This window comes from Rhodococcus sp. C3V (assembly GCF_029269915.1).
GTDB lineage: Bacteria > Actinomycetota > Actinomycetes > Mycobacteriales > Mycobacteriaceae > Rhodococcus_F > Rhodococcus_F qingshengii.
Window position 1 is genome coordinate 603873 of record NZ_JARJBE010000003.1, and the last position, 13304, is coordinate 617176.

Here is a 13304-nt window from a genome sequence, read left to right on the forward strand (position 1 = left end):
TGGCCAGGCATTTTGTTGTGAGTCCCTGGTGGTTTCCCTCAATCGGCCTGGGGTGCACACTTATCCGTGATGATCAGTTCCACGAATTCCCCTCAGACGGTCCCGCCACAGGCTCGGGGCTTCGTTCCGGCTTTGGACGGTATGCGTGGATTGGCGGCGCTCGGTGTCCTCGTCACCCATGTCGCGTTCCAAACCGGTGAAGCGCAGTCCGGCGCGATCGGGCGCGCGTTCGGTCGACTCGATCTCGCCGTAGCGGTGTTCTTTGCCTTGTCCGGATTTCTCCTGTGGCGCCCCCACGCGGCAAAGGCCCGCGGAATCGGGCAGCCGCAGTCGACCGTCCGGTACTGGATCTCCCGCGCGACGCGCATTCTGCCGGCGTACTGGGTGGCAGTGGTCCTGATCCTGCTGTTCCTGCCCGGTGCCGGCGGGGGCTACCAAGTGTGGTTGGCGAATCTCGGGTTGGCGCAGGTCTTCGTGCCGTTGACACTCACCGAGGGCCTCACGCAGATGTGGAGCCTGTCGGTCGAGGTGGCGTTCTATGTTCTGCTGCCGCTGTTCGCGTATCTGATGGTGCGACTACGCGGAAACTCGGCCCGGTTCCGGCTACCGCTTCTGCTCGGGGTGTCGGTGTTGGCGCTGACGTGGGCTTTCATTCCGATCCCGACTCCGGACGCCATTCACCACGACAACTGGCTGCCGGGCTACCTGCCGTGGTTCGGCGCAGGCATGGTGCTGGCCGAGTTGGCCGTGGGCCCGTCGACGTGGATGCATCGCCTCGCGCACCGGCGGGTGCTCCTGACTTTTGTTGCGTTTGTGGCCTTCGTTCTCTCGTGCACCGATCTGGCCGGGCCCGAAGGTCTGGTGCGGCCTGAGCCGTGGCAGTACGCGATCAAGATTGCACTCGGTGCGATCATCAGCTTCTCGTTGATCGCTCCACTGGTTCTGCGCGATCAATCGCAGCATCGATTCCTGGCGAGCCCGCTGGCGCTGGCAATCGGACGCTGGTCCTACGGCCTGTTCATCTGGCACCTGGCCGTACTGAACGCTGTGTTCCCCGTGTTCGGCATAGTTCCGTTCTCGGGCAGCTTCTTCTACGTCCTGGCGCTGACGGTCGTCCTGAGCGTCGCTGTGGCCTCGGCCAGTTACGCCTTGGTGGAGGAACCGGCGCGCGTCGCGGTGACGCGCTGGGAGAAGCGCCGCCATATCGGTGAACCGGCAAAGGGCAACGCGGCCAACCCGGTCACGACCAAGGCCACCAACATCGAGAACTGAATCGCGAACGAGTCGCCCACATAGCCGCCCGGTGCTCGCCACGGTCCGGTCGAGAGCAGCGTGATGCCGATCATCGCGGCCACGCCGGCGGTGCCGACGAGAATGCGTGCGGTCCGAGCCGGGCCGAAGATTCGCAGCGCGGCAAGTCCGAGGATCGAGCACACAACTGCGATCGCCGCTCCCACTCCGCCGCCGATGACGGTGGCCGCCGCGAGCACGCCCACCCATCCTGCCGCGACGCTGCGCCACGGTCGGGGTGGTGTGAGGGGCTTGGGCTCTCGGCGCGTGGGGACAAGAGCCGCGAACAGCAGCGGGATCAGCAACACGAGCCCGCCGAATATGCCGAGGCGGTACCAACGGTCGCTGGGGAAGTCGATGGTGACGGTTCCCGCGGTGCCTGCCGGCACGATCCAGCCCTGCTGCCAACCGTTCACGACCACCGGCGTCAGCTCGGAACCGTCCGGCGCCGTGGCGATCCAACCGATGCTGGTGCTCTCGGGATTGACGATCAGCTGATCGGCGGACGAGTTCGTGACGGTGAGTTCGCGGTGATTCGCCGTCCACGCGGTCGATTCGAGCGGTGTATTCCGCTGCGCGGCTGAAGGACCGACCGCCGCCAGGTCGAGATTGTCGACCGAGAATGCGGGGCCTGGTTCGACGACCACTTCAGGCTGTCCCGCCGGCAAAGTCGCCGAAGCGTCCAGACCGCACACACGTGCCTCGACGGGTGCGCCGGTCCGAAGTTGCGTCGCCGTCGCCGTGATCGAGGTGGGGAATTGCTGTCCGGCAACCGAAATGGTCGGGCCGTCGCCACAGGTGACGGTGACGGTGCGGTTGTCGAATGAGTCCGAGCCCTGCACTCCCGAACCGGCGATCGGGGTTCCGTCGGCACCGATGACGCCGACCTCGGCGAGGCCGGTGGGCTGCGCCTGGGCGAAGCCGAGCGCCGTCTGATCGAGGACCGGTTCCCAATCGGTGATGCTCAGGACGATCTTGTCGGCGACGAAGGGGGAGAGGGTAATTCGACTGGTTCGAGGCGTGTCGTCCGAGGGTTCGGGCAGCTCTCGCACCTGCGGCCCGTTGCCGAGATTCACCGCGACGCTGGTCGGCAGCGACGGCAGGGTGCCGAGTCCCCGGGTGATGTCCAGGCCGGTGACCAGGGTGGGCTCGGGAAGATTGAGAGTCAGCGTCGGTTTCGGGCCGCCCGGTTCTGTGGTGCTCTGCGGCGCCGACCACGTGGTGCGTGCGTCGCCGTCGGTGGCAGCGAAGGCAGATCCGCGTGTGTCGCCGATGTCGCTCGAACCCGAAGCCGTGATTCGGCCTGGGACGGCAAGCAGATCTTCGAGGGCGTTGCCCTGACGCGCTCGGACAGTCAGTGTCGGTGTAACGACTGTGTTTTCGGGCACCGTGAGCGTGCGCTGGAAGCGGCTCGGCTCTTCCGGTATCGCCATGAATGCATTGCTGCACCGCACGCGGTCGGTCGAGTCCGCGCACGCGTTGCGACCGGGGAACTCCTGGCTCAGATTCCAGGCGTTCACGGATGCGCCCGTCGGCGTATTCGGCAGGACCGTGTCGAAACGGATCGGTACGGTCTTCGGTGCGCTGCGATCGGAGAAGTCTTCGACGGAGAGTTCGCTGATGCCGAACTGTGTTCCAGGCGATCCGTTTTCGGTGTGAGTCGCTGTGATGCGTACCCACGGAGTGGTGCCGCCCGGGATCGAGACGGTGATGGGCTCACCGGGACGCTCCACCTTCACCGCTGTGCTGCCGTTCGGTGTCGAGACCTCGAGCCATTTGACGGGAGCTCCGATTGCCGCGGCACTGGTGGTCAGATGAAGCAACCCGCTGGAAATCGGTGTGTCGAAGTCGATCTGCAACCACTGGCCCAGTGCGCGCTCGATGCCGTTGCTGAACCAGCCGGTGGCGGGATCGCCGTCGACCGTCGACGCGGGACTGCTCGACGGTGAAGTGCCGCCCAGCTGGGTGGCATCCGAGGCGGCGCTGGAGACGGTGATCGAAGCTCCGATCCAACGGCCTTCCACGAGAGGCGTGTTCGCAACCGGGTAGTCGGGCACCAGATTGTAGGTACGACGAGCGTCGTCAGGGGTGCGCAGGGCGGAACTGTGGTTGTCGACCTGACCGAAATCGGTTTCCCGATCGCGCGGTGTGTCGGTGACGGTGACAGAATCGACGGGCAGTCCCGCAGCTTCGGCGTCGGCGGCAAGAATCATCGGCCCGGTCCCCGGAACCAGCCCGCTTTCGTGAAGTCGCACAGACGATTCCGGCCCACCTTGTACACGCGGAACCTGGTTCAGGTCGACGGAGTACGGGCCGCTGACCGCCGGGGTGCCGTCGGGCGGGGTGACCTCGAAGATCTCGATGGCTGGGTAACCGGGACGCAGATCGCTGTCCGCGACCAGCCCTTCGATCGGTTCGGGGCTGTCGTCTTCACCGAAGTGGGCGACTCGCTTGATCCCCGGCGAGCCTTCGACCGCCTGGTGCACGAGTATCGGCCTGGCCGAGCGCGACGTTTCGCCGTCGAGGTCGTTGCGCATCACCAGGTAGTGGATGCCCTGCCCCAGCAAGGTCTGTGCGAGGCCGTCCGACGGACGTCCGTCGGCGATGAGACGTTGCACCGAATCGAGCGCTCGGATGGCGCCGGGAGGGGTCAGCGGGACCGAGTCACGTACTGCCCACGGCGTACTCGCCAACGCCTGAAGCGGTTCGTCACGCGTCAGACCCCACACCTGGCTGCCGAAGGGCGCTCCCGGGACGACCAGGGCACGTTCGGCTTCCGATCCGGGGGAGGTGTTGTCCTCGAGCCACTGCGCCGCCTCGTTCCAGTACGAGGGGACGTCCGGATACGCACCGCGGGGAGCGAGCTTTCCCGTCCAGGCCAAGGCGGTCGAGAGGGTGAGGGCAACGAGGATCAGGCTGGTCAGTGCGACCATCGGTTCGCGCTCGGGATGGGCGAACGCGCGGCGCCATCGGGCGAGTGGAACCGATCCCGGCAGTGGCACTTTGGCCAGCAGGTGTGCGAGTCCGAGCACCAGCGGCAGACGGACCAACGGCTCGAGCTTGTGGACGTTGCGCAGCGGCGCGCCTGCCGAGTCGAGGAACAGGCGCACCGACTCCGACACCGGCGAGCTGAGTTCACCCACGTAACCCGCGGCCAGGCCGGTGATACCGACGAACAGGATGAGCGTCAGCCGGCCGCGAGCAGGCATGGACCGCATGCAGAGCCCGGCGAGGCCGGCGGCGGCAACCAGGCCGGTGGCGACGACTGCTGCGGGTTGGGTGACCAGGACGGCGCCGGCAATGCGTTCGGGGGAGACGAACGGGGTCCAACTGTCCGTGCCGCGAAGTATCTCGGCGAGCGATGCCCACTGAGTGGTGACACCGGCGGACTCGATGTAGTCGAGAAACGGTGGGCTGATCTTGCCGAGCAGAAGTAGCGGCACGATCCACCAGAGGGTGCCGAGAGCGACGAACAGCGCCCACCACGCGGTGAACGTCAGCCATGTTCGGTTGGGTTTGTGCGAGAGCCACCAGATGATCGCGACCAGGCAGGCCGCGGCGGTGGCGACGGCGTTGATCGAACCCATGAGTGCGACGGCAAGTGCGGATTGTGCGGCCAACCGCCTCAACCCCCGTGAGTGGTCAGGGAGTCCAGGGACTCCTTTTCCACGCACAGGGCCGAAGGCCAAAACCACCGGCAACAACACCCACGGCGCCAACATCATCGGAAGGGTTTCCGAGGAAATCGAACCGAGCGTGGTCAGCACGCGGGGAGAAAGAACAAAGGCAACCGCTGCGATCACGCGCGAACTACGGCTGCCGATGCCGAGAGCCTCGGCAACTCGGATGATGCCCCAGAAACCTGCGATCAGAAGCAGCGCCCACCAGATGCGCTGGGTGACCCACGGCGGAACGTTCGCCAACTCGCCGAGCGCGAAGAACGGCCCGTGCGGAAAGAAATATCCGTAGGCCTGGTTTTGAACCTGGCCGAGTGGGGCCTGACTACTCCACTGATGCGAGGCGCGTTCGAGAAAACCGAACGGATTCTGCGTCAGGTCGTACTTGGTGTCAGCGGTGATCAGACCCGGCGATTGCAGAAAAGTGAGAAGAAACGCTACGACGGAGGCGCCGAACAGCCACCGCTTCGACAGGGGCTCTGCCGACGGGGCGGTGTCTACCGAAGACACCGCTGCGTCGGCGGAAGAACGGGAACTCGCGAGGCCTGCGCTCTCAGCGGCTGCCGTACTCAACCTGGTTCAGCACGGAAGAATCTGCGTTTCCGCTGCGGTCGATCTCGGGACGAGTGTTGTCCGACGCGGCGGCCGTGACACCGAAGATGACGCCGGCACCCAGAACGGCACCGATGACAGCGCTGGCCACACCGGGGACAAGGAACTTCGTCATCGCGGATCTCCCAATTGGTCGTTAGTCGGTCGTTCGCGGTCGGACGGACTTACCGGCCCGTACGAACTGCTCGGGTCAAGGTATCACCCGCACTCGAGAATCCGGACGATTACCCTCGTGACGTGCTGGTCAGTCGAGGGTTTCGGCGCCAAGCGCGGTCAACAGAGTGCGCAGTTTCGTAGATGTCTCGTCGAGTTCGTCCTGCGGATCCGATTCGGCGACAATTCCACCACCCGCGCTGGCCCAGGCGTTGCGGCCGTCTGCACTGATCTCGGCGCAGCGGATGGCAACCACCCAATCGCCGTCACCGGCCTCGTCGCACCATCCCACGGCGCCGCCGTAGAAACGCCGAGGCTCCTCGGTCTCGCGGATGACCTTCAGTGCCGCGTCGGTGGGTGTTCCGCACAGCGCGGGCGTCGGATGCAGCGCGATGGCGAGGTCGAGCGCAGTGGTGTCGTTTCGCAGTGTGCCGCGGATCGGGCTGGCCAAGTGCCAGACCTCGTGAGTATTGGTCAGTTCGGGAGTTGCCGGCACCGACAGATCACTGCACATCGGTTGCAGGACCTGGCGGATCCACGACGTCACGAAGGCGTGCTCGGCCAGATTCTTCGTCGAATGCAGAAGGCTTTCGCCTGCCTCGCGGTCTTGATCGGCGTCGGCGGATCGCTTGGTGGTCCCGGCCAACGGGCGACACGTCACGACGCGCCCGCGTCGACTGACCAATACTTCGGGCGTCGCGCCGACCAGGCTGTGGCCCTCGAATTCGGCTCCCGCAGCAGAGAGGTCGACGGCAAAGGTGTTGGCGACGGGATTGAGCGCCGCCATGCGTGCGGCGAGCGCGGTTGGGGAGATCGGGGTCTGCGTGCGAAGTTCCACAGTGCGAGCCGCGACAACCTTGTCGATCTCTCCACTGCGGAGGCGTCCGATCAACTTTTCCACTCGACGAAGATGCTCCGACGACGACGGGATCTCTCGGTCAACCCGGGTCGTGGGCAGGGTCTGGGGATCGCGCGGTTGCCACGGCCGCGACGCGATCGTCGCCTCGGCAGGTTCGTACAACGCCGTTGCGGCAGCCGGGTCGAAGGGGAGCGCTCCGACGATCAGCTTTGTCGTACCTGCCGACAGAGCGTGGGTGGCCGCGTCGGAGCTGTCGAAGCTGCGTCGTACGCCGCGGGTGACCACGCTGTGATCGGGGCGCGAGAGAACAAAACCGTCCATGGTGCTTTCGACACTAGTCGGCCACGGATCAGGAATGCGCGAAGGTCACTTCCCCGGAGGGACGATCAACACCGGCCGATGACTGTGACGCAGAACATGATCCGCGACGCTGCTCTGCAGTAGCGACCGCAAACCCGTAGTGCCACGGGTGCCGGTCACGATGATGTCGACGTCCAATTCGTCTGCGGTTTCGCAGATTGCAGACCAGATCGCGGATCGGCACTCGGCGCTTCTGCCTTCGACGGTCAGGCCTGCGGCCTCGGCCAGTGCGACGCCCTCGGCGAGGGTGACTTTGGCGTCGGTGTACGCGATGTCCTCGACGTCGTCGTCGGGAACCCACTCCGGTTGCATCACCCCGGACAGGCCGGACATGCGAGCGGCCTGGCGAACCATGGGCTCCCAGGCAGTGACGAGAACAGCACGATTGGCGGAGAGGAAACGCCCCGCATAGTCGACTGCACGCTTGGCGTTGTCGGAACCGTCGTACGCGATGAGCATCAGACCTTGTGGCATCACGACCTCCTCGTCAGCGGGGGAATCGGTTCTCTTCCAGGCTACCGTCCCGATGTGCCCGTGAGGGAGTGTATGGGTACCGGGTCCGTTACGGTCGAGGTATGCGGATCAAGTTTCTGAAGGCTGCGACGACCATTGCTTTGTGCGGAGGGTTGGTTGCGGGATGCTCGGGCGAAAACGGGACCGCCGATCCGGTTTCGAGCGCCCCGACCAGCACCACCTCCGAGATCACGTCGACGCCTGCGGCATCGAGCTCCGCACCCGTCGCCGCGTCGTGCGGTAGTGACCTTCTAGCCTCGCTGTCCTTGCGTCAGAAACTTGCCCAGCTGCTCAACGTCGGCGTCACCGGGACCGACGACGCATTGTCGATAGTGCAGAACGAGGAGATCGGCGGCATATTCGTCGGAAGTTGGACCGATCAGTCGATGCTCACCAATCGCGAAGTGCCGCAGGTTGCTTCGGCGTCGAAGTTGCCGTTGATGGTGACGATCGACGAAGAAGGTGGACGGGTTTCGCGCGTCGCGGACATCCTCGGGCCCGATCCGTCGGCCAGGGAAACGGCGCAGACCATGACAGTGGAACAGACGTACCAGATGGCACTCGAGCGTGGACGCGGTTTGAAGGATCTCGGGATCACCGTCAACTACGCACCCGACGTCGACGTCAGCAGCCAACCCGACGACTCCGTGATCGGGGACCGCTCGTACTCCGACGACCCCCAGACCGTGGTTGCCTACGCCGGTGCGTACGCGCAGGGGATGCGCGACGCCGGAATCTTCCCGGTGATCAAGCACTTTCCCGGGCATGGCAGCGCGTCGGGTGACTCGCACCGGGGTGAGGTGACAACGCCGCCGCTACAGGATCTGATCGCGTCGGACCTGATTCCCTTCCGCGAGCTGTCGGGAACCGGAGTCGGCGTCATGATGGGTCACCTCGAGGTTCCCGGTCTGACCGAGCCCGGTACCCCTGCCAGCATCAGCCCCGCAGCCGTTGCGTTGCTTCGCGACGGAGTGGGTTACGGCGCAGCGCCGTTCACCGGCCCGGTATTCACCGACGACCTCAGCGGAATGCAGGCGATCACCGACCGATACGATATTGCCGACGCGGTTCAGGCTGCGCTGGTGGCTGGAGTCGATCAGGCATTGTGGCTGACAACCGACGACGTTCCGCGGGTTCTCGATCATCTCGAGCAGGCCGTCGCGTCGGGTGAGCTTCCGCAGACGCGGGTCGATCAGGCCGTGGTCACAGTTGCCGCTGCCAAAGGTGCCGTGACCTGCTGAGTCGAAGTCAGGATTCGACGCGCAATCTTACCGTAGAGTAAGATCGACATTTACCCTGTGGTTGGAGGAAGCATGGCCGGCGGTACCAAGCGACTGCCACGCGCAGTGCGTGAGCAGCAGATGCTCGACGCGGCTGTGGACGTGTTCTCCGACAGGGGGTTTCACGAAACTTCGATGGACACCATCGCAGCCAAGGCCGAGATCTCGAAGCCGATGCTGTACCTGTACTACGGCTCGAAGGAAGAGTTGTTCGCGGCGTGCATCCATCGCGAAGGGCTCCGCTTCCTCGAGGCCCTCGCCCCGGCCGGCGCGCCGAACCTGACTCCGCGTGAACAATTGCGCGCCGCTCTCGAGGGTTTCCTCGGGTTCGTGGGCGCAAACCGCAAGTCGTGGATGGTGCTCTACCGTCAGGCCGTCGGGCAGCAGGCTTTTGCGGGAACCGTGCAGTCCAGCCGCGATCGGTTGATCGAGTTGACCGCGCATCTGCTCGAGTCCAGCACCAAGGATCCTGATGCCGCGCACGATTACGGGATCATCGCCATCGCGCTCGTCGGCGCAGGTGAGGCGGTAGCGGACCGGGTCGCGGGTGGGGAAATCGAAGTGGATGCTGCAGCGGATCTACTCGAATCCCTCGCGTGGCGCGGTCTGTCGGGCAAGAAGAAGTCCGAATAGCCACCCAGTCACATCGCGTGAACGTATCGCTCCCCTTGTTGAACAGGGGGAGCGATACGTTCACACTGTCGGGGCGGGGTCGGAAACGCACCAGCCCAACCCAGTTCAGTCCTAGGTCAGCGCAGCGTCGCAGTGACGTGCGGGTAACCCTTCTTCGGGTGACGCAGTGACAGATCCCAGCCGTCGTCGGTGCGATCAGCGTAGGCATTCAGCGTCGCCGGTAGCAGAATCGGCTTCCCGAAACGCACGCTGTAGGTGACCTTGTCCGCGACGGACCCCTCGACGGTCCGCAGAACTGCCGCGGCACTCCACATTCCGTGAGCAATGGTCTTCGGGAAACCGAAAGCCTTCGCGCCCAGAGACGAGACGTGAATCGGATTACGGTCGCCGGAGACAGCGGCGTACTTGCTGATCGTGGTCTGGTCGACGCGGATGGTGCTCATCGGCATCGGGGGGACCTCGTCGGCCTTGGGCTCCGGACCGGGCTGGCCGGACAGGGAGGTCTTCTGCTGGTTCAGGAAGCTCGAGGTCTGTCGCCAGACCAGTTCCCGTCCCACCCGAATTTCGGTGATCACGTCGATCAGCAGGCCCTTGCGGTGCTCACGCAGGTTCTCGGCATGCACCGAGAGGTCCAGCGGTTCGCTGACGGAGATGGGCCGCAGCGATTCGATGACGTTCTCGGCGTGAACGGAGCCGACGGCGGCGAAGGGGAAGTCCTTCGACACCATCAGCTTCATCACGGTCGGGAAGGCCAAGGTGAAGGGGTACGTGATCGGCAGAGTGTCGCCGAACCGCAGTCCGGTCACGCGGCAGTACGCCGCCAGATTGTCGGTGTCGACCTTCAATCCGGTGAGGGTGAAGGTCTGCTGTGGCACCGAGCGCGAGTTGGACTTGTTCCACGGCAACAATCCCAGTACCGCGCGGGAGTAGATGTCGAGGGTCTTCGGCTGCTCGGTGAGCGCGACGGTCTTTGTTGCCATCATGCGCCCAGGAGGCTCTGGCCGCAGACGCGAACGACCTGTCCCGTAACGGCATTGGAGGCCGGGCTGGCGAAGTATGCGACGGTCTCGGCGACGTCGACGGTCTCGCCGCCCTGCAGGAGCGAGCTCATGCGACGGCCGGCTTCGCGGGTGGCGAAGGGGATGGCTGCGGTCATGGCGGTCTCGATGAAGCCCGGTGCGACGGCGTTGATGGTGATGTTCTTCTTCGCCAGGACGGGAGCTTCGGCGTGTACGAGACCGATGACGCCGGCCTTGGAGGTGCCGTAGTTGGTCTGGCCGCGGTTGCCCGCGATGCCGGCGATGGAGGAGACGTCGACGACGCGGCCGCCTTCCTTGAGGGCGCCCTTCTCGACGAGGTGCTCGGTGATCTTCTGCGGTGCAAGAAGATTGACGTTCATGACCATGTTCCAGCGGCCCTCGTCCATGTTGGCGAGGGTCTTGTCGCGGGTGATGCCGGCGTTGTGGACGATGATGTCCGCTCCACCGTGACGCTCGAGGAGGTGAGCTGCGAGGACCTCGGCTGCGTCGGCTGCCGTGACGTCGAGGGCGAGGGACGTGCCGCCGACCTTGTTCGCGGTCTCGGACAGCGCTTCGCCGGCGGCCGGGATGTCAGCGCAGACGACGTGCGCGCCGTCGCGGGCCAGGACCTCGGCGATGGTGGCGCCGATACCGCGGGCTGCGCCGGTGACGACGGCAACCTTGCCTTCGAGTGGCTTGTCCCAGCTTGCGGGCGCGACGGAATCTTCAGCGCCGACGACGATGACCTGGCCGTCGACGAAGGCGGACTTTGCCGAAAGGAGAAAGCGCAGAGTCGATTCCACGCCGGAGAGTCCGGTGGATGCCTTGGGGGAGACGTAGACCAACTGAGCGGTGGAACCGCGCTTGATCTCCTTGCCGACGCTGCGAGTGAAGCCTTCGAGAGCGCGCTGCGCGACATGCTCGTCGACGCTCGAGGTTTCTTCCGGCGTCGTGCCGAGAACGACGACGCGAGCCGACGGTGCGAGGTTGCGGATCACGGGCTGGAAGAACTCGAACAGCTGCTCGAGCTCGCTGACCTGAGTGATTCCGGTGGCGTCGAACACGAGTCCACCGAAGCTGCTGTCGTGTGCCTGAGCCGCCGGGTAGTCGGAGAGCAGTACGCGAAGTGGTTCTGCGAGTCGACCCTTGCCGCCGATGAGGACAGGTCCGGCGAGTGCGGGTTCTCCTGCTTTGTATCGACGCAGGTTCTCGGGCCTGGGCAGGCCGGCCTTCGACGCGATGAATGCGCCGGGGGCGGACGAGAGGAACTGTGAATAGAGGTCGGGAGCTCCCTTGCTGGCTGCCACGGTCCTACCTTCTGTTGTGTTTCGGGTTGTCTCTCACCGGGCAATCGAAAGAATGCGGCGATAGACAAGTAACTTACTACTGAGTAAGAATAGTCTTCAACAGGTAATCGCACCATCCTTGGAGACGCAAGTGACAAGCAAAGCCCGTTCAAATGCAAAGCCCGCCGCACCGCGCACTGCACCGGCCGCAGCCGCTGCAAATTCTGCAGGTCAGCGCCGTCCGGTTGCGATCGTCGGCGGAAATCGCATTCCGTTCGCACGCTCGGACAAGGCGTACGCACAGGCGTCCAACCAGGACATGTTCACTGCGACGCTCGACGGTCTGGTGAGCCGATTCAATCTGCAGGGCGAGAAGCTCGGCATGGTCGTCGGCGGTGCGGTGCTCAAGCACAGCCGTGATTTCAATCTCATTCGCGAGTCCGTTCTCGGCAGCGCGCTGAGCCCGTACACGTCGGCGTACGACCTTCAGCAGGCGTGTGGCACGGGACTGCAGTCGATCATCGCCGTCGGCGACGCCATTTCGGCCGGCCGCATCGATTCGGGCATCGGCGGCGGCACGGACACCACGTCCGACGCTCCGATCGGCGTCAACGATCAGGCACGCGAGTTCCTGCTCTCCCTCAATCGCGCGAAGTCCACGGGCGACCGCATCAAGCTGCTCGGCAACGTCCGTGCGGGCATGCTCGGCCTGGAGATTCCGCGCAACGGCGAGCCTCGCACCGGCAAGTCGATGGGTGACCACGCTGCGATCACCGCCAAGGAATTCGGCATCAAGCGCGAGGACCAGGACGAACTTGCCGCTGCCAGCCACAAGAACATGGCAGCTGCCTACGACCGCGGTTTCTTCGACGACCTCGTCACCCCGTTCCTCGGCCTGACCCGCGACGACAACCTCCGTCCCGGTTCGACCGTCGAGAAGCTGTCGACGCTCAAGCCCGTCTTCGGTACCAAGCTCGGCGACGCGACGATGACGGCAGGCAACTCGACGCCGCTCACCGACGGCGCTTCTGCAGTGCTCCTCTCCACCGACGAGTGGGCAGCCGAGCGCAATCTTCCGGTTCTGGCGCACCTCGTCGATTCCGAAACCGCTGCCGTCGACTACGTCCACGGCAAAGACGGGTTGCTCATGGCTCCCACGTACGCGATCCCGCGTTTGCTGGCCCGCAACGGTCTGACCTTGCAGGACTTCGATTACTACGAGATCCACGAAGCCTTCGCTTCGGTGGTTCTGGCAACCCTGCAGGCCTTCGAGTCGGACGAGTACTGCAAGGAACGCCTCGGCCTCGACGGCGCATTGGGATCGATCGACCGAAGCAAGCTCAATGTCAACGGATCGTCCTTGGCTGCAGGTCACCCGTTCGCGGCAACCGGCGGACGTATTGTGGCTTCCCTCGCAAAGATGCTCGCGGAGAAGGGTTCGGGCCGCGGCCTGATCTCGATCTGTGCGGCCGGTGGCCAGGGTGTCACGGCGATCATCGAGCGGTAACCGCTCCACAATCTCCCCATGCGACTGAAAACTGCGCTCACCTGCAGTGATCGTCGCGAGGGGATGCGTAATCGGGGATCCGGCCACGAGGGGTGGCCGGATCCCCGAACTCTTT

General features: G+C 64.9%; 9 protein-coding genes and 1 pseudogene. 4 read left to right on the top strand and 6 right to left on the bottom strand.

Annotated elements, in window-relative coordinates; translation table 11 throughout:
* Positions 1-69: 69 nt before the first annotated feature.
* Positions 70-1185: pseudogene (locus P3G66_RS11680) on the top strand (acyltransferase); the annotation flags it as partial.
* Here P3G66_RS11680 and P3G66_RS31960 read toward each other — a convergent pair.
* The 4 genes from P3G66_RS31960 to P3G66_RS11700 form a co-directional block, all read right to left on the bottom strand.
* Positions 1143-5477, bottom strand: a complete 4335-nt coding sequence (locus tag P3G66_RS31960; protein WP_209911502.1) for an alpha-(1->3)-arabinofuranosyltransferase family protein — start codon at positions 5475-5477, stop codon at positions 1143-1145. The pseudogene P3G66_RS11680 and the gene P3G66_RS31960 overlap by 43 nt on opposite strands.
* 43 nt (positions 5478-5520) lie before the next feature.
* On the bottom strand, positions 5521-5694 hold the full coding sequence (locus P3G66_RS11690; RefSeq protein WP_003945488.1) for a DUF2613 domain-containing protein: 174 nt from the start codon (positions 5692-5694) through the stop codon (positions 5521-5523).
* 129 nt (positions 5695-5823) lie between these two features.
* Positions 5824-6912, bottom strand: coding sequence for an isochorismate synthase (locus tag P3G66_RS11695; protein WP_065351998.1), 1089 nt, complete (start codon positions 6910-6912; stop codon positions 5824-5826).
* A gap of 45 nt (positions 6913-6957) precedes the next feature.
* Positions 6958-7425: a universal stress protein gene (locus P3G66_RS11700; RefSeq protein ID WP_003945900.1), complete on the bottom strand. Its 468-nt coding sequence runs from the start codon at positions 7423-7425 to the stop codon at positions 6958-6960.
* A gap of 101 nt (positions 7426-7526) precedes the next feature.
* Between P3G66_RS11700 and P3G66_RS11705 the strand changes: the two genes are divergently transcribed.
* Positions 7527-8705 carry a glycoside hydrolase family 3 N-terminal domain-containing protein gene (locus P3G66_RS11705; protein ID WP_003945797.1) on the top strand — a complete coding sequence of 393 codons (1179 nt, stop codon included), beginning with the start codon at positions 7527-7529 and terminating at the stop codon, positions 8703-8705.
* 72 nt (positions 8706-8777) lie between these two features.
* Entirely contained in the window at positions 8778-9377 is a 600-nt protein-coding gene (locus P3G66_RS11710) for a TetR/AcrR family transcriptional regulator (protein WP_003945885.1), read from the top strand.
* 116 nt (positions 9378-9493) lie between these two features.
* Here P3G66_RS11710 and P3G66_RS11715 read toward each other — a convergent pair whose 3' ends face one another.
* A complete protein-coding gene (locus P3G66_RS11715; RefSeq protein WP_007734551.1) occupies positions 9494-10357 on the bottom strand; it encodes a MaoC/PaaZ C-terminal domain-containing protein in 864 nt (287 codons plus the stop codon).
* The gene (locus tag P3G66_RS11720; protein WP_003945596.1) at positions 10357-11703 is read right to left on the bottom strand and encodes a 3-oxoacyl-ACP reductase; all 1347 of its coding nucleotides are present in this window, start codon (positions 11701-11703) and stop codon (positions 10357-10359) included. The genes P3G66_RS11715 and P3G66_RS11720 overlap by 1 nt, the downstream gene beginning before the upstream one ends.
* A gap of 130 nt (positions 11704-11833) precedes the next feature.
* Here P3G66_RS11720 and P3G66_RS11725 point away from each other — a divergent pair, with 130 nt between their 5' ends.
* Complete coding sequence (locus P3G66_RS11725) at positions 11834-13189, top strand: acetyl-CoA C-acetyltransferase (RefSeq protein WP_003945465.1); 1356 nt, start codon at positions 11834-11836, stop codon at positions 13187-13189.
* Positions 13190-13304: the final 115 nt, after the last annotated feature.